The sequence below is a fragment of the Sorangium sp. So ce385 genome (assembly GCF_051474135.1).
Classification (GTDB): domain Bacteria; phylum Myxococcota_A; class Polyangia; order Polyangiales; family Polyangiaceae; genus Sorangium; species Sorangium cellulosum_D.
In genome coordinates this window covers 2,930,779-2,953,010 of sequence record NZ_CP150337.1, presented here as the reverse complement: position 1 = coordinate 2,953,010, position 22,232 = coordinate 2,930,779, and the positions used below count along the sequence as shown (strand labels likewise).

Here is a 22,232-nt window from a genome sequence, read left to right as displayed (position 1 = left end):
TCGACCTAGGGCGGGTCAGGACGTCGCGGCGCTCCTGTCGCCGGCGCGCGGGCGAGGGCTCCTGCCGCTCCGGCGTCAGTGCGGCGGGGCTGCCGCTCCGGGGGCAGCGGCAGCCCTTGGAACGTCCCCAACGTAACGCGAGCTCGGCCGGATGAGCCGTCCGACGCGCCGTTGCTCGTCGATGTGCGCGTACCAGCCGGCGACCCTGCCCACCGCGAAGGTCGGCGCGAAGAGCGCGCGCGGCAGCCCGAGCGCGTCGAGCAGCACCGCCGTGTAGAACTCGACGTTCGCGCGCAACGGGCGCTCCGGGTGCCGCGCGCGGAGCGCCGCCTCCGCCGCCCGCTCGACCGCGCGCGCCAGCGCGAGCCGGGCGCCCTGCGCCCCGCCCGCCGTCCGACCGAGCCGCTCGATCGCCCGCTCGAGCACCGCCGCCCGCGGATCCCTCACCCGGTAGATCCGGTGCCCCATGCCCATGATCCGCCGCCCCGCCGCGAGCTCCGCCTGGATCCAGCGCTCGGCGCTGCCAGGCGACGGCGCGCCGCCCTCGCCCGCCGCGGCCCCGATGGCGTCGAGCATGTCGAGCACCGGCCCCGGCGCGCCGCCGTGGAGCGGCCCCTTCAGCGCGCCGATCGCCGCGACCACCGCCGAGATCGCGTCCGACCCCGTCGAGGTGACCACGCGCGCGGTGAAGGTGGACGCGTTCATGCCGTGGTCCGAGACCGTCACGAGGTACGTGTCGAGCTCGCGCGCTTCGGCCTCGCTCGCCGCCGCGCCGCGCACCATGCGCAGGTAGTCGGCCGAGAGCCGGAGCGCCGGATCGGGCGCGACCGGCTCCTCGCCCGCGCGGCGCCGCGACCAGGCCGCCGCGAACGTCGCGACCGCCCCGGCGATCGCCGCGGGCGGCGCGTCGCCGCGCAGGTGCGCGACCGCGGCGCGGAGCGCGTCCATGCCGTCGCCCGCGTGGAGCGCGTCCCCGAGCCGGCCGAGCAGCGCGAACGCCCGCGTCCGCCCCTCGGCGATCGCGCCCCGGAGCGACTCCCGCTCCGTCGCCGAGGGCAGCGCGCCGCCCCAGAGCAGCCCGCACGCGTCCTCGAACGTCACCCCGCCGCCGCCGGCGAGCGCCTCGATGTCGTGGCCGGCGAGCGTGAGCCTCCCCCGCTCGCCGTCCACCTCCGAGAGCCGCGTCTCCGCCACCACCACACCCTCCAGGCCGCTCGCGAGCGGCGCCGCCACGTCCTTCATCCGATCACCTCCGCCAGGGACATGTTGGGCATCGCATGAGGTTGATCAACCTTGATTGTACAATCAACCATGCACGCTATCGAAGCGCATCGAGGACGCCGCCGGGGCGCGATCGCCCGGCCCGCGCCCCGGCCCGGGCGCGGCGCGCGGAGGACGCCGCGCGCCGAGGGGTAGGCGTGGGCAAAACGCGCGGCGCGCGGGCCGTACCTCGGCGAAGAATCCCGGCGAGGACCGGGGAATCCGGTGCTAGGAGGGACGCATGCGTCCGGCGATCCGCGGGCCGCGCCTCCTGGATCGGCGGACAGGGTTCGGACCTGACGTTGATGGCCCATCATGGTTGATCTACCTGACTCGGAGCAGCGGCCCTCGGCGTACGTGACCGGCGCCGAGGCGGCGGAGCTCCTCGGCGTGAAGCGGGAGACGCTCTACGCGTACGCGAGCCGCGGCGTGCTCCGGGGCGTGCCCGGCGGCCGAGGGCGCGCGCGGCTGTACCTCCGGGCGGACATCGAGCGGCTCAAGGCGCGGCACGACGCGCGGGCCGGCCACGGGCCGGTCGCGGCCGAGGCGCTCCGGTGGGGCGAGCCGGTGCTCGAGTCGGCGCTCACCGCGATCGGCCCGCGCGGGCCCGTCTACCGGGGCAAGGAGGCGGTCGCGCTGGCGCTCGAGGACGCGCCGTTCGAGGCGGTCGCGGAGCTCTTGTGGACCGGCGAGCTGCCGGCGGGAGGCGCGCCGGCGGCGCGACCCGGCCGGCTGGGCGTCCGCCCGGCGAAGCTCGCGGCGCTCCTCCCGGAGGGCACGCCGCCGCTCGCCGCGCTCGCGCTCGTGGTGCCCGCGCTCGGCGCGCACGACCCGGCCCGTCACGTGGGCGCGCCCTCGGGCGACGGGCGCATCCCCACGAGCGACGCGGAGCGCGCGCGGGCGCGGGCGCTCGTGCGCTCGCTCGCGGCGCTCGTCGGCCTCGGGCGGGACCCGGCCAGGGCGACCGCGGCCCTCGAGGCCGAGGGGGCGGCGCGGCGCCTGCTCGTCGCCCTCGGCGCGAGCCCCTCGAAGAAGGCCGAGCGCGCCGTGAACCGGGCGCTCTCGATCTCGGCCGATCACGAGCTGAACGCCTCGACGTTCGCGGTCCGGGTGGCGGCGTCCACCGGCGCCGATCTCTACGCCTGCGTCAGCGCAGGGCTCGCGGCGCTCTCCGGCCCGAGGCACGGCGGCGCCACCGATCGCGTGGAGGCCCTGGTCGCCGAGGCAGCCCGGCCCGAGCGCGCCGCCGCCGCGGTCCACGAGCGGCTGCGCCGCGGGGAGCCCATCCCCGGCTTCGGGCACAGGCTCTACCCGGAGGGCGACCCCCGCGCTCAGGCGCTGCTCGACACGGCCCGGGCGCTCGCGCCGCAGAGCGCGGCGCTGCGCACGGTGCTCGCGCTCGTCGACGCGCTCCGCGACGCCGGCCACGACCCGCCGTCGCTCGACATGGGCCTCGTCGCGATCACGGCCGCGCTCGGCCTGCCGTCCGGCTCGGCGGCGGCGCTCTTCGCGGTGGGCCGCGCCGCGGGCTGGATCGCCCACGCCTTCGAGCAGCGGGAGGCCGGGTACATGCTGCGGCCCCGCGCCCGGTACACGGGGCCGTGACGGCCGCGCTCTAGAAATCGACCTGCATGCCGAGCTCGACCACGCGGTTCGGCGGCAGGCCGAAGTACGCCGTCGCCGGCCGCGCGTTGCGCGAGATGAACGCGAACAGCCCCTTCCGCCACCGGGACATCTTCGACCGCCCCGTCGTCAGCAGCGTCTCCCGGCCGAGGTAGTAGCTCGTCCGCCCGAGATCGATGTGGAGCCCGTGCCGCTTGCACCCCTCCAGCACCGACGGGGCGTTCGGCGTCTGCATGAAGCCGTAACACGCCGTCACCTGGTAGATGCCCTCGCCCCGCGGGATCACCGTCGTGCGCCGCTCCGCCGGCACCTCCGGCACGTTCAGCACCTGGATCGAGAGGAGCACCACCTGCTCGTGCAGCACCTGGTTGTGCTTCACGTGGTGCAGCAGGATCGGCGGCGTGCCCTCCGGGCTCGACGCCATGAAGACCGCCGTCCCGCGCACCCGGTGCGGCTTCGTGCGCTTCACGTCCTCGAGGAACGTGTCGAGCGGCAAGATCGCCGATTTGATCGCCGCGGCGAGGAGCTTGCGCCCCGTCTTCCAGGTCGTCATCACGGTGAAGATCGCCGCGCCCATCACGATGGGCACCCAGCCGCCGTGGAAGAACTTGGCGCTGTTCGCCGCGAAGAACGCGAGATCGATCACGAGGAAGAGCCCGGCCAGCGGGAGCGACTTCCAGACCGGCCAGCCCCACGTCTTCCGCGTGACCACGTAGTAGACCACCGTGGTGATCCCCATCGTGCCCGTCACGGCGATGCCGTACGCGGCCGCGAGCGCGCTCGAGCTCTTGAAGGTGAGCACCAGCACGATGCACGAGATCAGGAGCCCGCTGTTCACCTCGGGGATGTAGATCTGCCCCGCCTCGTCCTTCGAGGTGTGGATCACCGTGACGCGCGGGAAGTACCCGAGCTGCACGGCCTGCTGCGTCAGCGAGAAGGCCCCGGAGATGAGCGCCTGAGATGCCACGACCGTCGCCGCGGTCGCGATCGCCACCGTGGGGTAGAGCGCCCACGACGGGACCAGCGCGTAGAACGGGTTCGCCGCGGCGGCGGGGTCCTCGAGGAGCTTGGCGCCCTGACCGAAGTAGTTGATGAGCAGCCCCGGCCAGACGATCGTGTACCAGGTGTACTTGATGGGCCCGCGGCCGAAGTGGCCCATGTCGGCGTACAGCGCCTCGCCGCCCGTGATGCAGAGGACGACGGCGCCGAGGATCAGGAAGCCGTGCACCTCGTTCTCGGCGAAGAAGCTCACCGCGTAGGTCGGTGAGACGGCCCGGAGCACGCCGGGGCTGTGGAGGATCTCCTTGGCCCCGAGCAGCGCGAGCGCCATGAACCACACGAGCGTCACCGGCCCGAAGATCGTCCCGACGCCGGCCGTGCCGCGCTTCTGCACGAGGAACACGGCCAACAGCACGGCGCAGGTGATCGGCACGACGGCGGGCTTCAGCGTCGACGTCGCGACCTCGAGGCCCTCGACCGCCGAGAGCACCGAGATCGCCGGCGTGATCACGCCGTCGCCGTAGAGGAGCGAGGCGCCGAAGAGGACGAGGAGCACGAGCAGGCCGCGGCCGTCGCCCTTGCGGTCGCTGCTCGGCACGAGCGCGAGGAGCGCGAGGATGCCGCCCGCCCCCTCGTTGTCGGCCCGCGTGATGAACGTCAGGTACTTGACGGTCACCACCATCATCAGCGACCAGAACATCAGCGAGAGCACGCCGAGCACGTTGTCCGGCGTCGGAGCGACGTGGTGCGGGCTGCTCGGGCTGAAGCACTCCTTCATCGCGTAGAGGGGGCTCGTGCCGATGTCGCCGTAGACGACGCCGAGCGCCGCGAGCATCAGCGGCCACATCTTCTTCGGGCTCGAGCCGTGGGCGCGCTCGGCCGACGCGGACGCCGCGCGGCGCTCTGCGCCCTCGGCCGGTTGTGGGCTTGTCGTCATCGGGGCGAATCCTACTCCATCGCGAACGCTCACCGCGAGGAGGCGCGGCGCGCCACCTCAGCCGAGCGCGCGCGCCGCCGCGGCGAGATCGTCGATGAAGCGGGAGAGCTCGGCTTGCCTGGAAGCCTCGTCCGGCATGCGCAGGATCGACGCAGGGTGCACGGTCGCGAGCGTGCGCGGCGCGAGCGGCGAGGCGACGAGCCGGCCGCGATCGCGCGTGACCCGGAACGAGCTGCCGAGCAGCGCCTGCGCCGCCGTCGCGCCGAGGCACACCACGATCCCCGGCTGCACCGCCGCGATCTCCGCGGCGAGCCACGGGAGGCACGCGCGGATCTCGCGCGCGTCGGGCTTCTTGTGGAGGCGGCGCTTGCCGCGCGGCTCCCACTTGAAGTGCTTGACCACGTTGGTCACGTATGTCCGCCGCCGGTCGATCCCCGCCGCCTCGAGCGCCCGATCGAGCAGCTGCCCCGCCGGGCCCACGAACGGCTTGCCGGCAAGATCCTCCTTGTCGCCCGGCTGCTCGCCGACGAGGAGCACGTCCGAGCGCGCCGCGCCCTCGCCGAACACCGTCTGCGTCCCCCGCTCCCACAGCGGGCAAGCCCGGCAGCCCGCCGCGGCCTCGCGCAGGCGCGGCAAGGAAGGATGGCTGGGGACCAGGGCCGCCGCCGTCGCCTCGCCGGCGTCGGCGTCGCGCCCTGCTGCATTTCGTCTCGCCACGGTCGCCATGGTTTCCCCGAGCAGCATCGCGCGTGCCACCCGCGCGCCGTCGCGACGCGCTCGAACGCAGCGCGTCGCGACGGCGCACGGCCGAGCCGGCTTGACGGCCCCGGGCGGCCTTCCCATAGTGCCCGAGTCCCTCTAGTTGACCCACCGGTCAGAATGCCCCGCCTCGCCGATCGCCGCGCCAGGATCGAGTTGCTCCGCGCCGCCGAGGCGGCGTTCACCGAGCGCGGCCTCGCCGCGGCGAGGGTCGAGGACATCACCGAGCGGGCAGGCGTCTCGAAGGGCGCCTTCTACCTGCACTTCCAGAGCAAGGACGACTGCTTCAAGCAGATCGTCGAGACCTTCATCGCGCGGCTCGCGGGGTGCGTGGAGCTGCCGCCCATCGCCGTCGAGGGCGTCGATCGGGGGTCGGTCGACGCGTACTTCAAGCGGCTCCTCGCCCACGACGTCGAGGTGCTCGAGTTCTGCTGGCAGAACCGGGCGCTGCTCAAGATGATGCTCGCGGGCGGCGGCGGAGCCCCCTACGCCTACCTGATCGACGAGTTCGCCCAGCGCGTCTCGCGCCTCGTGGAGACCCGCGTCCGGTACGCGATCGACATCGGCCTCTACCGGCGCGATCTCGATCCCAGCGTCCTCGCGGCGCTCATCTCCGGCGCCTTCGATCGCCTGGTCCGCAAGCTCATCGACGCGCCGTCCCGGCCAGACATCGCCGCCTGGTGTGGTCAGGTGCTCCAGCTCTTCCTGCACGGCCTGCTCACCCCGGAGGCGCGCGCCTTCGCTGACCTGCCGGTCACGGAAGCGCCGCCGCGCAGCGCGCGTCAGACCGCTGGCGCCGAAGCGCCGCCGCGCAGCGCGCGTCAGACCGCCGGCGCGGCGCCCGCGTCAGCGCCGGGCGGCGAGCGCCGGCGCTCCAAGGCCAAGGCGACCTGAGACGCTCGCCGCCCGGCGCACGAACGTCCAGGGCGGATGAAGCGCGCACCGCCCATGTGGCATCCGCGCTGCCTTCCGGCGGCGAGCCGCCCGACAGCCGCGGCACGGTGCGCCTTGTAGGGCGTCGCCTGAGCGGAGCACGCGGATCCCCGGTGCGCACCGGGCAAATTGTACAGGGAATCCCTGACCCGTGATTCCTCATTGCCCTAGCGGTCGGTCGGGCTGCAGCTGAGCTAGAGCTAACAGTCAACGGGGACTTCGGCCTCGGGACAGTGAGGGGGTGAATCGGGGCGCCGGAGGGGAACCGCTCAGGCGACCCGGAAGAGCGCAGCCTGGGGAGCTGCCTGATCGTTCGACCGCGCCATGGCGACCATCGCGCGCGCTGGACGACAACAGGCGCTCTCCGCGGGGAATGGGGCTGTCGAGGGGGGCTGTATGAGCACACGATCGGGCTGCGAGAGACGGTTGATCCAGGAGCTGCTCCGGCAGACGTGCCGTTCGTTGGAGTGGCGCGCTGACACGGAGAGGTCGATCGCAGACAGGCTCGATGCTGCCCTCGCGGAGCACGCGCTCCACGTGTTCACGCCGGACGTCGACCTGCGCGTCCAGCTGACCAGGGACCTCGCGCTCGCCATCGCGATACGCGTGCTCTCCTTCGGAGAAGACGCCGAGGAGTCCCTGTGCAAAGCCCTCTCCCAGGACAGATCGCTGATGGCGGAGCTCGTGAAGGCAGAGTGGCCCCTCGTGCGCACCGCCTGCAGGACGGCCGAGCGGAGCGCCGGACGGCTGGTGCTGCTGACGACGGTGCCCGAGGCGTGAGGCGGAGAGCAGGGGGCGCGCCCAGAGCCCGCGCTGAGGGCTCACGGCGACGGACCGGCGCGAACCGGGCAACGCTCGGATCTCGCCGGCTCGCGCCGGCGCCGAGGAGCGCCGATCCCTCGAAGCAGCTGCCAAGAAGAGCGATGAACACCGCATGACGGGGTCAGGCCCACGAGGCGATGCAGATGGCGCTCCAGACCACCTACAGCATCTACGTTCGGTTCCGGGGCAGACGGCTCGCGCTCATGAAGCACATCCGCTCGCTCGAGTCGGCGCGCACCTCGCTACAGGCCTTGCGGGCCGAGCGGTTCCACGACGCGGATCAGGTGTTCCTCGTCAACGACGCGACGAAGCAGGTCGTCGACGAGCGAGCGTGGGAGGACGCCCGAGGGCCCGGCGCGGACCGGGAGATCGACGTCAGCACCCACGTCGAGGCCGACGACCAGCGCGGGGATCGCGCGCGCGACGCGGGGGCTCAGGCGGCTCCCGCGCCGCGGGGGGCCAAGGCGCCAGCGCTGCTCGAGGCGCACGAGGCCCCGGCGCCCGCCGAGCGCGAGGCGCGGGCCGAGGACAAGGCGCGGCGCGAGCCGCCGGAGAGGAGGTCGCCCACGGTCGAGGGCGCGGAGCCCCCGCGCGCGCGCCTGCGCCGCGCGATGGCGGCAGCGCAGGCGGCCCGAGCGCGCCACGAGGCCGCGCTGGAAGCCATGAGCAGGCTAGAGCCCGGCGGGAAGATGGATGAGATGACGCTGATGAGGCTCAACGACTCCGCCCGCATCGCGTCCGATCGGTCGGCGCGTGTCCTCGAGCAGCTCGAGCAACTCCTGAAGCGCCTTGAAGGGGCGCGTTGATCGAGGTGAGGTGGCGGTAAGACACCGTGTCGGGCGCTCCGCGAAGGCAAGGACCGGCATATCGACCGATCGATCGCCGCAACATTGGCTTCGCCTGTGCCCCGCGGCTGGGGACGCCCGAGAGAGCGCTTAACCGTTCAAGCAACCATGCCGGAACCGAAGAAGTCACGCCGGACGCAATTCAGGGCACCGGGCCACAGCGACGCCGCGCCCCACGCCGGCAGGGCGGCTGCGCAGCGGCGCGCGCCGGACTCGTCCGAGGACGCCGGCGAGCAGGCCGCCGCGGCGGAGCCGCACCTCGGCAACGAGCAGCGGTTTCCGGTCGTCTGCGTCGTCGCGTCGGCCGGCGGGCGCGGCGCGATCGCGGAGCTGCTCCGGCGGCTGCCGAGCAGGGACACGAGCCTCTCCCTCGTGCTGGTCTACAGCGCAGAGCCAGGGGAGATCCCGGTCTTCGAGCTCGCGGCGCAGAGCAGCCCGCTCCCCACGACCGAGCTTCGATCCGGGGCGAGGCTCATGCCAGGTCACGTCCAGGTCCTGCCCCCGGACACGCGAGCGACGCTGGACGGCGCGCGCGTCGAGCTCGCGCCGCGCGGCGAGTCCGGTCCGGGCCCTGCCGATGCCTTCCTGCGCTCGCTCGCGCGCGAGCTGGGGTCGAGCGCGGCGGGCGTCGTGCTGTCCGGCACCGGGAGCGACGGCGCCCTCGGGCTGAAGGACGTGAAGGCGGAGGGCGGGGTCACCTTCGCGGAGGATCCGCGCACCGCCGAGCGGCCGGCGCTCCCGCGCAACGCCATCGCGGCCGGAGGCGTCGATTTCATCCGCGGCGTCGAGGCGATCGCCGCGGAGCTCGCGAGGATGGGCCGCCCCGGTCACGCGCCCGCCCTGTGGCCCGCGCAGGGCACGGCCCTGGGGGTCGACCCGGAGCTCGGCAAGCTCTTCAGGCTGCTCCACGCCGCGGTGGGCGTCGACTTCAGCCACTACAAGAAGAGCACGCTGAGGCGCCGTATCCAGCGCCGAATGACGCTCCACCGGCTCGCGTCCCTGCAGGAGTACCTCGATCACCTGAGAGCGCACCCGGACGAGATCGAGCACCTCTATCAGGACCTCCTCATCAAGGTGACCACGTTCTTCCGCGATCCGGGCGCCTTCGCCGCGCTGAAGACCCACGTGTTCCCGGTGCTCATGCACAACAGGCCGCAGGACTCCCCGGTTCGCATCTGGGTGCCGGGCTGCTCGACGGGCGAGGAGGTCTACTCTCTCGCGATCTCGCTGCTCGAGTTCCTCGAGGACGACGCGAACGATCACGCCATCCAGATCTTCGGCACCGACCTGAGCGAGGCCGCCATCCAGCAGGCGCGGGCCGGGATCTACGTCGACGGCATCTCGTTCGACGTCTCGCCCGACCGGCTGCGCCGCTTCTTCGTCCGGGTGCACGGCGGCTTCCAGGTCAACAAGTCGGTCCGCGATCTGTGCATCTTCTCGCGCCACAACGCCGCGGCCGATCCGCCCCTCGCGAAGCTCGATCTCGTCAGCTGCCGCAACCTGATGATCTATATGGAGCCGAGCCTGCAGCGCCGGCTGCTGCACACCTTCCACCAGGCCCTCAAGCTCACGGGCTTCTTGCTCCTCGGCTCCTCCGAGAGCGTCAGCGCGATGTCCGACCTGTTCGGGGTGGTGGACAGGACCCACAGGATCTTCTGCAAGCGCGCCGCATCGGAGGCGGCCAGCGCGCACGACCTTGCCGCGCCCGCCCTCCCCGCCCCGCCTGCGCCCGCGCTGGACAAGCTGGACAAGGACGAGCCGCGGAGCACCGAGGGGCTCCTCATGGACGCGCTGCGCAAGGAGGCCGACGCCATCGTGATGGCCCGCTACGCCCCCGCGGGCGTGGTGGTCGACGAGGAGATGCAGATCGTCCAGTTCCGGGGCAAGACAGGGCCCTACCTCGAGCCGACGCCCGGCGACGCCAGCCTGCACCTCTTCAAGATGGCCCGAGAAGGGCTCCTGCTCGGCCTCCGGGCCGCCATCGACACGTCGATGAACTCGGAGGTGATGGCCCGCAAGGAGCAGATCAAGGTCCGGCAGGGAGACAAGCTCCGCTACGTCGACATCGAGGTGTGGCCGCTCAAGGTGCGGCTCCCGCAGGGGCGCTGCTTCCTCGTCGTCTTCTCCGAGTCGGGCGGTGCCAGGCTGGACCGGCCAGGCGACGACCCGGCCCAGAGCGACCCCCAGAAGGGCCTCGAGGTCGCCCAGCTCCGCCGGGAGCTCGTGACCACGAGGGAGCACCTCCAGTCGATCATCGACGAGCTCGAGGCGACGAACGAGGAGCTCCTGTGCGCGAACGAGGAGCTCCTCGCGAGCAACGACGAGCTGCACAGGATGAAGGACGCGCTCGAGTCAACCCACGAAGAGCTCCGGTCCGCGAACCAGGAGCTGACGGCCATCAACGAGGAGCTCCACAGCAGCAACGTCGCGCTCGGGCTCGCCAACGACGAGCTGCGCAACCTCCTCGGCAGCATGAGCACCCCGGTGCTGATGCTCGACGCGGACCTCCGGATCCGCCGCGTCGCCGGCGTGGCCGACAAGCTGCTCGGCCTCGCCGCGAGCGACGTGGGCCGATCGATCCTCGAGGTGAGGCCGAGGAGCGCGGCCGACATCGCGCCGATCGTCGCCGAGGTGCTCGACACGAGGAGCGGCGTCGAGCGGCGCGTCGAGGACCGCGACGGGCGCGAGCTCGCGGGCGCGCGCGACCGCATCTCCGCCGTCTTCGAGGTGCTGCGCCACCCGTTCCTCCTGCTCGACGGCGAGCTCCGGATCCGCGCGGCCACGCGGCGCTACTGCGAGCTGTTCATGGTCTCGCTCGGGGACATCGAGGGGCGGCCCCTCTCGGCCATCGACGCCGGGTGGAACACCCCGCAGCTGGAGCAGCGGCTCCGGGACGTGCTCCGCCGCAGCGCCGCCCTCGTCGACTTCCGCGTCGAGGCCGTGCTCGCGCACGCCGGACGCCGGACGCTGTCGTTCTCCGCCTTCCGGCTCCAGGCCGACGAGGGCGAGCTCCCGGCCCTGCTGCTCGTCGTCGAGGACAGGACGGGGCCCGAGAAGGACGAGCCCCCGCAGGCGGGGCTACGGCCTGCGCGCCGCGCCGGCTCCGACTGACGCGCTCACCGCCCGCGCGCCCGCCAGTCCCCCGAGGCGAGGCGGGGATATCCGAGCACCTGGCCGGCGGGCATCAGGTACGCCTCGCAGCGCGCGCCGCCGTCGAGCTCGATCACCTCGCGCCGGAAGAGGTCGGGGCAGCCCTCGTAGACGTCGAGCGACGCGAGGGTCTCCCGATCCGGCTCGTAGAGCTCCCCGACGACCGCGGCCGAGCCCCCGCGCACGAGCGCCGGGTAGGCGCCGAGGTCGGCGAGCTCGAACGACCGGGCAGTGCGGGCGACCCCGAGGAAAGGCGCGCGCCCGAGCAGCCGGTGCGAGCGCTCGCCCCGCATCAGCGTGCCGTAGACGAACAGGGGCACGGCGCCGTCACCGGCAGTGCTGTTCGACCGCGGCGAGCAGCTGCTCGAGGTTGATCGGCTTCTTGAGGAACTGCGCCGCGCCGAGCGACGACACGAACTCGTCGCGGCCCGTCGCCGAGATGATCACGACCGGGATCGAGGCGAGCTCCGGGTCCTTCTTCTGCTCCGCCCTGAACTGCCAGCCATCCATGATCGGCATCATGAGATCGAGCAGGATGAGACCGGGCTTGGGCTCCGTTCGAAGCGCGCTGAGCGCCTCGCCGCCGTGCGCCGCCGACGTGACGGCGTAGCCCTCCTCTTGCAGGAGCTCGGCGAGGGTCTCTCGAATATCCGGATCATCATCGACAACGAGGATCCTCTTCAAGGGAGTGGCAGGCACGGTGCATCAACCACTATGCGAAAGCCTGACGTCACGGCGAAACAGGGAAAGCCCTGAATCCCTGCTCGGGGTCCGCTTTATCAGGCCTGTTCTGCGAGAAGGGGCGCGCATGAAGGTCTCTCTGCGGCAAGGAGCGCCGCGGGGGCGCCTCGGAACGGAGCCCGCTCGAGCGCCGCGCGCCACCGTGGGGCCGTGGACCCGCGCGGAGTCGACGGCCCTCACGCCGGACAGGTCGGGCAGGAGGGGTTCGGGCGTGCGCATCGTGCTCGATCGTCGGCGGTCGAGCCCGATGTTACAGCAGGGTGACGCTCCGGCGAAGACGCTCTCTGCCCGATCTGCGGCCAGCCAGGGTGAGCATCGCGCGGCTCGGTCGTGCTCCGCCAGGTCATGCGCCGGCGATGGTACCACCGGCGCGCTGGAGCGCAGCCGCGCGACGCCACCCGAGCGGCTGCGCGCGCGTGCGGCGCGGATCGAGCGGGCAGCGTCAACCTGCCTCGCCCGCGGAGCCGAGCACCACCTTCGAGAGGGTGCTCAGCAACACGTCGATGTCCACCGGCTTCGGGATGAGCGCGGCCGCGTGCAGCCGCTCGGCGATCGCCTTCATCTCGTGGGGCCGGCGGGCCGAGAAGATCATGAGGGGAGAGGGCGTGCCGAGCCCCGCGATCTCGGAGACGAACCGGTCCGTCGTCATGCCCGGCATCGTCAGATCGAGGAGGACCGCGTGGAAGCGCCGCTCCGCGAGCGCGTCGAGCGCCGCGCGCGCGGTCGCGGTCAGCTCGACCTCGTACCCCTCCAGCGTCAGGAGCTCCTCCAGCATCGCCGCCGTGTCGATGTCGTCCTCTGCAACCAGGATCACGTGCTTGCCACGCATGGCTCCCCTCGGCTTTCCTCGGAAGCGGGGCCGCTCTGCAGGGCGGCGCGCCCTCCTGTCCCGCGCCGGACGAGCGCGCGGCGCGCGCCCCGACAGGCCGGTCGCCGGCGCGGCACAGGCCCCTCGAGGACGGCGCGGCGCGACGAGCGGCCAGGCGAACGGATTTACGCGCTCCGGAGCGCTCGCCGCAGCGCGCCGCGTCCACGATGACGAAGCGCGCAGCCCGACAGACAGACCGCCGCACTCCGGCGATCCGGCGTAGTCCCTCCCCCTCTTTCGCCCCGGGCACTATGAAAGCCCGGCCGCGCTCGGGATGCAACTCCGGACGGGCCCCGGACGTAAGCCCGGGCGTACCCCGGACGTCGGGCAGAGCGGACCGGGAGTTGGGAGCAAACAGAGAGCGCGAACGGACTCCCCGACGGGGGAGACACCCTGGTAGACTCCCATGGATGCCTGGCGAACGCCGCGTCGCGCTACTCGCGATGGAGCCAACCATGCCGGACGGTGGGGGAGCGCCGTTCAGCCATGGAATCCGTCGTGTCGAAGCCTCTTTGCTCGCCGATCCGGAGCTCGCCGGTGTGCCGATCCATGTGATCGACGCGCAGACGAGGGATGTCGACGCGTCGGTCGCCGAGGTCGAGACCGTGGATGCCGACATCGTCGGCCTCGCCGCGCACGTCTGGTCCTTTCCAACGTTCGTCGAGGTCGCGCGCCACCTCCAGCGCAACCGGCCGGGGCGCACGATCGTCCTCTGCGGTCCCCTCGCGCGCCCCGCGATGTTCGCGCTCGCGCCGTGGCGCGACGCCGCCGCCTGCATCGACGCCCTCGTGCACGGCAACGAGCTCACGTTCCGGAACATCGTCCGCCTGAGCGATCGCTCGCCCGAGGCGCTGCGCACCGTGCCCGGGCTGCACGTCTTCACCGCCGGCGGCTGGGTCTCGACGGGCGAAGCGCCTCACGTGGCGCCCGACGAGCTCCCGTCGCCGATCCGGATGAAGCTGCTCCCGACCGATCGCATCGTGCCGATCGAGATCTGTCGCGGCGGCGTCATGAGCTGCCCGACCTGCGGCGTCTCGACGGGCGACGCCTCCGCCGGCGTCTTCTCGGAGGCCTACCTCGTCGAGGAGCTGAGCGCGCTCCGCGCCGCCGGCGCCCCGGGCGCGCAGATCGTGGACGCGCCGCTCAACCTGAACGCGGAGGCGTTCCGGAACCTCGTGGCCGCGGAGAAGCAGGTCGGCTTCTTCAAGCAAGCGACGCTCTCGGCGTCGATCGATCCCGAGCACGTGCACGACGAGCACCTCGAGTTCCTCCGCGGCGTCGCGCGCGTGTCGCTCGACGCGCGCTTGCCGCCGCTCAACAAGGACACCGGCGACGGCACGCAGCGCCCCTTCCGGGAGTCGAAGTTCGCGAAGGTGATCGAGGAGCTCTCGACCTTCACGGACATCGAGGTGGACATCCTCCTCGGCCTCCCGGGCGACGGACCCATCACGTTCCGCCGCACGCTCGAGCGCGCGCGCGAGCTCCCGTGCAAGGTCCGCATCTTCCACAGCCTGGTCCTCCCGGACGACCTCATGACGCGCGCGCCGGCGTCGTTCGAGCTCCGCTTCGACCCGTTCACGCTGATGATGCGCTCGTGCCTCGGCTGGTCCGAGGACGCGCTCTCGCGCGAGCGCAGCCGCCTCATCGAGATGGCGTACCGCGAGGGCGGGGAGATCACGCCGGACATGTGGTCGTTCCCCGGGCCGCGCGAGATGCGGCGGCCGGCGATGCCGCTCGGCACCGGCGTGGTCCCGCCGGGCGGGGAGATCCGGGTCGAGGGCGCGACGACGCTCGCGCCCGCGGGGCAGGATCTGCAGCGCGTGCTCGAGCTCGGGATCAAGGAGGCGACCTCCGGCGGGTGGACCTTCGTGGAGGCCTCCGCGCGCCCGGGCGAGATCGTCGTCATCATGAAGACGCGCGACGGCGCGCTGGTCGTCGAGATGCGCCCCGCCTCGCCCACGGAGAACGCCTACAAGGTCGTGGACGGCGTCGCGTTCGGCTACCGCTCGCCGCGCGGCGTGAAGATGAGCGACGGCGCGCTCCGCCTGCTCGATCGCGTCCTCCAGCGCCTGCACGCGCCGGCGCGCACCGCGCTCGGCCTGTCGACGCAGGACGGCGGCCCCGGCTCGGCCCGGGTGCGCCGCTTCCGAGCGACGCCCTCCTGACGCCGCGCCGCTGCCGCGCGGCGCCCTCCTGACGCCGCGCCGCTTCCGAGCGGCGCCCCCCTGACGCCGCGCCGCTACCGCGCGCCGCCGCGCCCCGTGCTCTGCAAGGCGGCCGGCGCCCGCGCGGCGTCGGCCCGCGGCGGCATCGATTCCATGCGGCGGGGCCGCGAGAGGAGCTCTCGCCGGAGCTCCTCCAGGCGCGCCGGCGAGAGCTCCTGGTGGTCCACGATGTAAGGGTGGACCTGGCGGCTCTTGCCCCGGATGCTCAGGGCGCCGGTCGGCGTCGCCGGGACGCAGTCGTCGAGGTTCGCGTACGTCGCCTGGCAGATGATGATCTTGGAGCCGAGCTCCTTGTTGAACTGCTCGAGGCGCGACGCCGTGTTCACCGTATCTCCGATGCAGGTGTACTCCATTCGCTGGAGCGACCCGATGTTGCCGGAGATGACGGTGCCGGTCGCGATCCCGACGCCCATCTTGATCTCGCCGCAGCCGAGGAGCTGCCGCTGGTTCATGCGCTCGAGGGCCTGCACCATCTCGATCGCCGCGATGACGGCGCGCTTCGGCGCGTCCTCGACCGAGAGCGGCGCGCCGAACACCGCCATCAGGCCGTCGCCGATGTACTTGTCGAGGGTGCCCCCGTAGCGGAACACGATCTCGACCATCTCGGTGAAGTACTCGTTCAGGAACGAGACCACGGCCTCGGGCTCGACCGACTCGGTGAGCGGCGTGAAGTTGCGGATGTCGGTGAACATCACCGAGACGTGCCGGCGCGTGCCGCCGAGCTTGAGCCGCCCCGGGTCGGACAGGACGAAATCGACGAGGTCCTTCGAGAGGTACCGGCCGAGCTCCTGCTTCTCGCGCTCGAGGCGGAGGCGGGCCATCGACTCGAGCTCGGCGCGGAGGACCAGGTTGCGCGACATCCGCGCGATGATGCCGGCGACGACGCCCGGGAGCGCGATGAACAGGACCTGCTGGCACTGGTCCGCGATGTTGATGGCGTTGTGTCCGTAGACGGACACCGGGCTGATCGGGATCGCGCCGGTGTAGACCGTGATCGCGAGCACGATCGAGTTGAAGAGCACCGACAGCCCCGCCGAGTACAGGCACGCCGCGAGGCTGTAACGGAAGCCCGACATCAGGTTCCAGAGCACGTAGACGGTCGCGAGGTAGCTCGAGAAGTACTCGATCATCCCCGAGTGGTTCCTCGCCGTCGCCAGCGCCGTGAGCGTGAGGAGCGCCAGGTCGACGAAGATGCTCACGTACTTGAGCCAGCCCGCGTAGGCGCCGGGGCGCAGGCGGAAGAACGCGTAGAGCACGAGCGAGAACGCGAGGTAACCGCCGATCTGGATCGCGAAGATCTGGTTCGCGGCCGGCGTGTTGACCGTCCACACGTGCGTGAACGTGTAGGCGGAGAGCAGCGCGAACACGAACCGGATGTGGTTCACGATCTGCTCGCCGCGCATCTCCTGCGCCTGGAGGATCCGCACGATCTCCGGCGACTTCTCGATGTTCATGCGCGCCGCTCCCCTCCGCGCTCGAGCCGGGACCACGCCGCGGCGAGCCCGCGGGCGCAGAGCGCGGTCGTCAGCGCCCTACCCTGGTGGTGCCCCTCGCGCCCGCGCTTCATCGGCGCCCGGTAGAGCGGCTCGGCCGGCCAGGACCCGTCCACGAGCTGGCGCTCGCCGAGGTAGCGCAGCCCCCGCTCCAGGAGCAGCGGGTCCGGCGACGCCGCCATCGCCGCGCCCTCGAGGCACGCGGCCGTGCCGAGCGGCGTCCCGAAGCCGCCGTCGAGCCGCTGCGCTCCGAGCATCCGCGCCAGGATCGCGGCCTCGACCGCGGCGACGTCGGCGGCCCGCGGCGCCTCCCGCGCCCGCTCCCGGTAGAGGCGCGCGAAGCGGAGGAACGCGAGGTCCGTGTACGCGGCGTCGTAGAAGCACGCGCCCTCGATGCCGCCCTCCGCGGCGGCGCCGAGCACGCGCCGCGCGTTGCCGTCGATGAGCCGCGCGAACCGCGCCGCGTCGAACGAGAGCAGGCCCGCGAGCAGGTTCAGCCGGACCGCCGTGCAGTCGTCGCCGGCCCACGCCGCGCCCGGCGTGGTCGGCCCCGCGGGCCCACGGTAAAACCAGGTCGGCACGACGCCATCCTCGCCCACGTTGGCCAGCATGACCTCGATCCACGTCTCGGCGCGATCCCGGGCGGCGCCCGTCTCGGCGACCAGCTGGAGCATGATCGCGAGGTCGTCGGCGTCCGGCGGGAGATCGTGGAACGCGCCGAAGTAGCGGAGCTCTCCGGCCGGGATCTCGTCGAGCAGCGCCGCAACGTCCGCGCGGACGTCGCGCCCGGCGTCCCCGATCTCGAGCAGCGCCTTCAGGATCGTCGCCCGCACGAACCAGTGGCCGACCGGCTGCTCGCGCGACCCGAGCACGCCGAAGCGCTGCACCTCCCAGGACTCCGGCCACGGCGCCGACTCCGCGAGGAACGCGACCGCCGCCTGCAGATCGGCGCCCGCGTCCTCGCGCGGCGCGCGGTCGCCCCACGGCCGCGCGGGCGCCGCGCCGGCGCCGAGCAGATCGCGGAACGCCATCAGCCCCTCGAAGAAGCGGAAGCGCTCGCCGAGCGCGTCGACGAACTCGAGCTGCGCCTCGGCGAGTCCGCGCTCGGTCGAGCGCGCGCGAGGCGCGCCGGCCGCCGCCTCGCGGGCCGACGCGAGCGCGCCGCGCGCGCGCGCGGCGAGCGCGGCCCGGTACGGGCGCGTCGCGAGCAGGGCGTGGATCTCGCGGCGGCGCACGGGGGACGCGCGCTCGCCCGCGAGCGCGCGGAGCAGCGGAGGAGCGAGATCCGCGCCGCCGAGCCAGAGCGCGAAGAGCGGCGTGAGCGTCGGCGCCGCGAGGTCCGGCGCGGCGGGATCGAGCCAGAGGCGCGCGAGCCCGTCGAGGAGCCAGAGCGGCTCGGCCACGGCCTCTCCGAAGCGGCGCGCGGGCGCGAGATCGTCGCCGGCGACGAGCGCGGGCGCCGTCCAGAGGGCGACGACCTCGCGCGAGCCGGCGGCGCCGGCGCGCCCCGCCGCGGCGTCCGGCGCCGCGCCGGCGACGCCCGCGACGACCGGGTTGCGGGGCCACGAGGCCTCCGCGAGCCCGGCCAGATCCACGAGCCAGCGGCCAGCGCGCGCCTCGCCCGCGTGGCGCGCGAGCAGGCGCGCCGCGAGCGCGCCACGCGCGAGCGCGTCCGGAGCGCCCTCGACGCCGCCGGCGGCCACGGCGGCGACCGCCACGGCGGCGTCGGCCGCCGCGGCGGGCGCCGACACGCGGCCGCACAGCCGGAGCGCCCAGCTGGCCCATGGGATGCTGCGCCCCGGCGGCGCGCCCACGCCGCGCTCGATCGCGAGCGCGCCCCAGGCCGCGTCACCGCGCTGGAGCGCGCCCGCGCACGGCAGCGCGGACCAGGAGCGCTCGCACGCCACCTTGTCGTCCGGGTCGAGCCAGGGCCAGACGGCGGTCGCCCCTGAGGCAGGGGACAACGTCACATACCGACCCCGCCGTCACGCGCCGCGGCCGCGATGGCCGCATCGACGGCTTCGGGCGTCGAGGTCGCGGCGTCGCGGATGCGCTGGAGCGTCTCCGGCCCGACCTCGTATCCCTCCGCGTCGATGGTGCGCTCGGGATCGGCAAGGAGCTGCTGGCGGAAGCTCGAATCCACAACGGCACGACCGATGAGCTCTGCCTCTGTTTTCTTCGACGTCACGACTCCTCGCTTTCTCGCTCGGGAGGCTAGGAGACCTGCAAACGGCTAGCAAGTACCAGCAGGCGCGCCGCGCGCGCCCGGGCGCAGCGCCGGCGTGCCGGCTCAGCGCGGCGCGCCGCCGCTCGCGGCGGGCTCGCCCGCGAGCGCGCCGAAGAACGCGCGGAATACGCGCCGCTGGATCTCGGTCATGTACCGCTCGCGCTCCCTGCAGAAGCGCGCGGCCTCCGGCAGCCCGAGCGCCCCGGCGGCGACCTCGGCGCGAGCGAGCTCACAACGCGCCTCCTCCAGGATGGCGTCGAAGCCGCCGCGCGCGAACAGCTGCGCGCGCAGGGCCGCCGCGCCGCGCCCCGCCGGATCGTGGCGCGGCTCGCCCCCGGCGGGGGCGGCGCCGTCCGGCCGAGGCCGCCCCGCGTCCCTCGCCTCTACCTGCGCGCCGAGCCGGGCGAGCACGTACGTCGCGTTCCCGAGCGCGCGATCCTTCTCGGCGTGGAGCAGGTCCACGAACAGCTGGTGCGCCGCGGCGAGCGCCGCGACGAACTCCTCGAGCGCCGCGAGGCGCTCGGCCTGCGACAGCGCGAACAGGGCCGCGGCCGCCGGGAGCACCAGCGGGCGCGAGCGGGCGAGCACCCGCCGGAACGTGGCGGCGTCGCGCGGGCCTGCGCCCCGGTGCAGCCGCCGCTCGAGGAGCATCGCCTCGCCGTACCCGAGCCACACCTCCTCGAAGAGATCCCAGAACGGGCTCCCGCCGGGCAGCGAGCGGGCGAGCAGCGCCTGGTGGCGGGCGAACAGCGCTCCGGACAGGAGCACCGCCGCGCCGGGCTCGCCGACCCCTTCGTCCAGCAGGTCGTCTTCGATGCGGACGTGCAGGTACCCGATCGCCGCGGCCTCGGCGAGATCGACCGCGAGCGGCGGGAGCGCCGGCGATCCGGCGTCCGCCGCGGGCGCCGGGCCGCCCGGCCGCGTCGCGACCCAGAGCGGCAGCTCGAGCACCGGCAGCGCGGCCGGGTGGGAGAAGTAGCCCTCGCCCGGCTCTCCTTCGAAGAGCCGGAGGCGCGCGGCGAGCTCATCGAACAGCGCGCCGAGCTCGCCCCCGAGCCGGCCTCGGAACGACGCGAGTCGCCGCAGCACCTCGGCCTCGAGCCGCGCCCCGACGTCGACGACGTCGACGACGTCGACGACGTCTCCGGCGTCTCCGGCGTCGCCCTGCGCGCCCTCCCCTCCTCGCTCTGCGCGGCTGTCCTCGTTCATCCCACCTCTCGACGGCGCGGCGGCGCCGCGCGGGCGACGCTAGCACGGGCAGGCTCGTCCGAGGGCCGAGCGCAGCCGACTTTGCCAGGAGCGCCGCCCGTGCGACACTCGGCGACTTCACGAGATCGGACACCATGATCGACTCCGAGCGTTTCGCCGAGCGTCACGGGGACATCACGACCGACGCCCGCGCCGACGTCCTCGATTTCCGCGACACCCTTTATCGGCCCACGATGATCGAGGTGCCTCCGGTCATGCCCCCGGAGCGCTTCATGGACTACGGCGTGCCCGTGCTCGACCAGGGCAGGAACAACGGCTGCACCGGCTTCACCGTCGCCACCGTGGCCCACTTCCTGCTGCGCAAGCGCAAGGTCTCCCCGGAGTACGGCCTCGTGAGCCAGAACATGGTGTACACGATGGCGCGCCGCTACGACGAGTACCCGGGCGAGGACGACGCGAGGGGCTCCAGCCTGAGGGGCGCCATGAAGGGCTGGCACAAACACGGTATTTGCTCTTATGAGCAATGGCCGTGGGACCCGAACGATCTCCACGGCACGCTCACGCCGGAGCGCGCCACGGACGCGATGCTCCGGCCGCTCGGCCTGTATCAACGCGTGAACCACAAGGACCTCCCGGCGATGCACAACGCCCTCGCGGAGGTCGGGATCATCGCGGCCTCGGCGCTCATCCCGTTCAATGGCTGGTATTACGGGACCCAGAAGAACGGCATCATCCCGCCGGTCGACAAGACGAACCCGTTCATCGCCCCCTGGGGCGGCCACGCCTTCGCGATCGTGGGGTATGACGCGGAGGGCTTTTGGCTCCAGAACTCCTGGGGGCTCGGCTGGGGCAAGAGCGGCTTCGGGCGGCTCTGCTACGACGACTGGCTCCAGTACGGCTTCGACGCGTGGGTCGGGCGGCTCGGCGTCCCCATCCGCCTGAACCAGCCGCGCTCGCTGCGCCCGCTCGCCTCCACGAGCCGGACGTTCGCGAGCCTGCGGCCGCACCTCATCAGCGTCGACATGCACGGTCAGCTCCAGCAGCGCGGGGCCTACGGCACGTCCTCCGAGGACGTCCGCATCATCATGGAAGAAGACTTCATGAGCGCGACCGAGAGCTGGAGGCGCCGCCGGCTCGTGCTCATCGCGGGCGGCGGGCTGCGCCGGCAGATCGACGCGATCAACCGGATGTCGCGCCTCCGGCCGAAGCTGCTCGGCCACGAGATCTACCCCATCGAGCTGCTCTGGGAGACCGACCACTACCCGCGCCTCCTCGAGATCCTCCACCGCGCCACGGAGGGCCGCCGCCACGACGGCTATGATCCCAGGGCGTTCGGGTTCATGATCGATCGCCGCGACGACGCCCTGGAGCCGCTCGTCCGGCGCATGGGCGGCAAGGCCGAGTGGGATCGCATGAAGCTCGCCGCGGGCGACGCGACCATGGACGCCGATCACGGCGGCGTCCGCGAGATGATCAGCCGCCTCGCGTCGCTGATGGACCAGGATCCGAGGATCGAGCTCCACCTGGTCGCCCACTCCAGCGGCACGTTCCTGCTCGCGCCGCTCGTGCAGCTGGTCACCGCGGAGAAGGGCAAGCGGATCGAGGGCGGCCCGATGCGGGGTCAGCTCGGGCTCGGGCTCCCGATCGAGTCGCTCTCCCTGCTCGCTCCGGCGAGCGCCCTCGACGCGTTCCGCGACACGTACATGCCGCCGATCAAGAGCGGCATGGTCCGGAGGTTCGCCCTGTTCACGCTCACGGACGAGGCGGAGCTCCAGGACCACTGCGAGGTCTACGGCAGGTCGCTGCTCTACCTGGTCTCGAACGCGCTCGAGCGGCGCCCGCGGGTGCCCGGCACGAGCGGCGTCTCGCTGCTCGGCATGGAGGCGGGGCTCCTCGACCCGGAGAACGCCGACGTGCTCGAGCTCCTCACCGAGAACCGGGACGATCGGCCCACCGTGTTTCCGCGGGCGGAGTGGATCAAGGGGCCCAACACGAGGCCGCCTCCCCACGGCTCGGAGGCGCGGCGGCACGAGGACTTCGAGAACGACGCGACCACGTGGAAGTCCGTCATCGCCCGCATCCTCAACCAGCCGTTCGCCGATCACCTGCCGCCGATGTCGGCGCGGGATCCGTGGTGAGCG

17 protein-coding genes are annotated in these 22,232 nt (G+C 73.0%); 7 read left to right on the top strand and 10 right to left on the bottom strand.

Annotated features, from left to right (window positions below):
- Window positions 1-75: 75 nt before the first annotated feature.
- Window positions 76-1,242, bottom strand: a complete 1,167-nt coding sequence (locus tag WME83_RS11060) for a citrate synthase (RefSeq protein WP_437319239.1) — start codon at window positions 1,240-1,242, stop codon at window positions 76-78.
- Between the two features lie 333 nt (window positions 1,243-1,575).
- On the opposite strand from WME83_RS11060, the gene WME83_RS11055 reads away from it, so the two are divergent.
- Entirely contained in the window at window positions 1,576-2,865 is a 1,290-nt protein-coding gene (locus tag WME83_RS11055) for a citrate synthase family protein (protein WP_437319238.1), read from the top strand.
- A gap of 10 nt (window positions 2,866-2,875) precedes the next feature.
- On the opposite strand, the gene WME83_RS11050 is transcribed toward WME83_RS11055, so the two are convergent.
- Both WME83_RS11050 and WME83_RS11045 read right to left on the bottom strand, forming a co-directional pair.
- Complete coding sequence (locus WME83_RS11050) at window positions 2,876-4,729, bottom strand: potassium transporter Kup (protein ID WP_437321983.1); 1,854 nt, start codon at window positions 4,727-4,729, stop codon at window positions 2,876-2,878.
- Between the two features lie 147 nt (window positions 4,730-4,876).
- Window positions 4,877-5,563 (bottom strand): UdgX family uracil-DNA binding protein, encoded by a 687-nt coding sequence (locus WME83_RS11045; RefSeq protein ID WP_437319237.1) that lies wholly within the window; start codon window positions 5,561-5,563, stop codon window positions 4,877-4,879.
- Window positions 5,564-5,698: 135 nt separating this feature from the next.
- Here WME83_RS11045 and WME83_RS11040 point away from each other — a divergent pair, with 135 nt between their 5' ends.
- The 4 genes from WME83_RS11040 (at window position 5,699) to WME83_RS11025 (ending at window position 11,289) form a co-directional block, all read left to right on the top strand.
- Entirely contained in the window at window positions 5,699-6,472 is a 774-nt protein-coding gene (locus WME83_RS11040) for a TetR/AcrR family transcriptional regulator (RefSeq protein WP_437319236.1), read from the top strand.
- A gap of 435 nt (window positions 6,473-6,907) precedes the next feature.
- On the top strand, window positions 6,908-7,291 hold the full coding sequence (locus tag WME83_RS11035) for a hypothetical protein (RefSeq protein ID WP_129574189.1): 384 nt from the start codon (window positions 6,908-6,910) through the stop codon (window positions 7,289-7,291).
- A gap of 185 nt (window positions 7,292-7,476) precedes the next feature.
- A complete protein-coding gene (locus tag WME83_RS11030; protein ID WP_437319235.1) occupies window positions 7,477-8,139 on the top strand; it encodes a hypothetical protein in 663 nt (220 codons plus the stop codon).
- 147 nt (window positions 8,140-8,286) lie between these two features.
- Window positions 8,287-11,289, top strand: a complete 3,003-nt coding sequence (locus tag WME83_RS11025) for a CheR family methyltransferase (protein WP_437319234.1) — start codon at window positions 8,287-8,289, stop codon at window positions 11,287-11,289.
- A gap of 5 nt (window positions 11,290-11,294) precedes the next feature.
- On the opposite strand, the gene WME83_RS11020 is transcribed toward WME83_RS11025, so the two are convergent.
- The 3 genes from WME83_RS11020 to WME83_RS11010 form a co-directional block, all read right to left on the bottom strand.
- Window positions 11,295-11,648, bottom strand: coding sequence for a gamma-glutamylcyclotransferase family protein (locus WME83_RS11020; RefSeq protein ID WP_437319233.1), 354 nt, complete (start codon window positions 11,646-11,648; stop codon window positions 11,295-11,297).
- A 7-nt stretch (window positions 11,649-11,655) separates the two neighbouring features.
- On the bottom strand, window positions 11,656-12,027 hold the full coding sequence (locus WME83_RS11015) for a response regulator (RefSeq protein ID WP_061625775.1): 372 nt from the start codon (window positions 12,025-12,027) through the stop codon (window positions 11,656-11,658).
- A 484-nt stretch (window positions 12,028-12,511) separates the two neighbouring features.
- Window positions 12,512-12,898: a response regulator gene (locus WME83_RS11010; RefSeq protein ID WP_437319232.1), complete on the bottom strand. Its 387-nt coding sequence runs from the start codon at window positions 12,896-12,898 to the stop codon at window positions 12,512-12,514.
- A 494-nt stretch (window positions 12,899-13,392) separates the two neighbouring features.
- Here WME83_RS11010 and WME83_RS11005 point away from each other — a divergent pair, with 494 nt between their 5' ends.
- On the top strand, window positions 13,393-15,102 hold the full coding sequence (locus tag WME83_RS11005) for a B12-binding domain-containing radical SAM protein (protein WP_437319231.1): 1,710 nt from the start codon (window positions 13,393-13,395) through the stop codon (window positions 15,100-15,102).
- A gap of 74 nt (window positions 15,103-15,176) precedes the next feature.
- Here the strand turns inward: WME83_RS11005 and WME83_RS11000 are convergent, their stop codons facing one another.
- The 4 genes from WME83_RS11000 to WME83_RS10985 form a co-directional block, all read right to left on the bottom strand.
- Complete coding sequence (locus WME83_RS11000; protein ID WP_437319230.1) at window positions 15,177-16,616, bottom strand: adenylate/guanylate cyclase domain-containing protein; 1,440 nt, start codon at window positions 16,614-16,616, stop codon at window positions 15,177-15,179.
- Window positions 16,613-18,619 carry a hypothetical protein gene (locus tag WME83_RS10995; protein ID WP_437319229.1) on the bottom strand — a complete coding sequence of 669 codons (2,007 nt, stop codon included), beginning with the start codon at window positions 18,617-18,619 and terminating at the stop codon, window positions 16,613-16,615. Before WME83_RS10995 ends, WME83_RS11000 begins: the two co-directional genes overlap by 4 nt.
- 2 nt (window positions 18,620-18,621) lie before the next feature.
- Window positions 18,622-18,843, bottom strand: a complete 222-nt coding sequence (locus WME83_RS10990) for a Franean1_4349 family RiPP (RefSeq protein ID WP_437319228.1) — start codon at window positions 18,841-18,843, stop codon at window positions 18,622-18,624.
- 102 nt (window positions 18,844-18,945) lie between these two features.
- Window positions 18,946-20,091: a geranylgeranyl pyrophosphate synthase gene (locus WME83_RS10985; protein WP_437319227.1), complete on the bottom strand. Its 1,146-nt coding sequence runs from the start codon at window positions 20,089-20,091 to the stop codon at window positions 18,946-18,948.
- A 134-nt stretch (window positions 20,092-20,225) separates the two neighbouring features.
- Here WME83_RS10985 and WME83_RS10980 point away from each other — a divergent pair, with 134 nt between their 5' ends.
- A complete protein-coding gene (locus tag WME83_RS10980) occupies window positions 20,226-22,229 on the top strand; it encodes a C1 family peptidase (RefSeq protein ID WP_437319226.1) in 2,004 nt (667 codons plus the stop codon).
- Window positions 22,230-22,232 lie beyond the last annotated feature (3 nt).

Excerpts from the sequence above, each read along its gene's own strand:
- WME83_RS11060 (WP_437319239.1), bottom strand. The coding sequence starts at position 1,242 with ATGAAGGACGTGGCGGCGCCGCTCGCGAGCGGCCTGGAGGGTGTGGTG.
- WME83_RS11055 (WP_437319238.1), top strand. The coding sequence starts at position 1,576 with ATGGTTGATCTACCTGACTCGGAGCAGCGGCCCTCGGCGTACGTGACC.
- WME83_RS11050 (WP_437321983.1), bottom strand. The coding sequence starts at position 4,729 with ATGTGGCCGCTGATGCTCGCGGCGCTCGGCGTCGTCTACGGCGACATC.
- WME83_RS11045 (WP_437319237.1), bottom strand. The coding sequence starts at position 5,563 with ATGCTGCTCGGGGAAACCATGGCGACCGTGGCGAGACGAAATGCAGCA.
- WME83_RS11040 (WP_437319236.1), top strand. The coding sequence starts at position 5,699 with ATGCCCCGCCTCGCCGATCGCCGCGCCAGGATCGAGTTGCTCCGCGCC.
- WME83_RS11035 (WP_129574189.1), top strand. The coding sequence starts at position 6,908 with ATGAGCACACGATCGGGCTGCGAGAGACGGTTGATCCAGGAGCTGCTC.
- WME83_RS11030 (WP_437319235.1), top strand. The coding sequence starts at position 7,477 with ATGGCGCTCCAGACCACCTACAGCATCTACGTTCGGTTCCGGGGCAGA.
- WME83_RS11025 (WP_437319234.1), top strand. The coding sequence starts at position 8,287 with ATGCCGGAACCGAAGAAGTCACGCCGGACGCAATTCAGGGCACCGGGC.
- WME83_RS11010 (WP_437319232.1), bottom strand. The coding sequence starts at position 12,898 with ATGCGTGGCAAGCACGTGATCCTGGTTGCAGAGGACGACATCGACACG.
- WME83_RS11005 (WP_437319231.1), top strand. The coding sequence starts at position 13,393 with ATGCCGGACGGTGGGGGAGCGCCGTTCAGCCATGGAATCCGTCGTGTC.
- WME83_RS11000 (WP_437319230.1), bottom strand. The coding sequence starts at position 16,616 with ATGAACATCGAGAAGTCGCCGGAGATCGTGCGGATCCTCCAGGCGCAG.
- WME83_RS10985 (WP_437319227.1), bottom strand. The coding sequence starts at position 20,091 with ATGAACGAGGACAGCCGCGCAGAGCGAGGAGGGGAGGGCGCGCAGGGC.
- WME83_RS10980 (WP_437319226.1), top strand. The coding sequence starts at position 20,226 with ATGATCGACTCCGAGCGTTTCGCCGAGCGTCACGGGGACATCACGACC.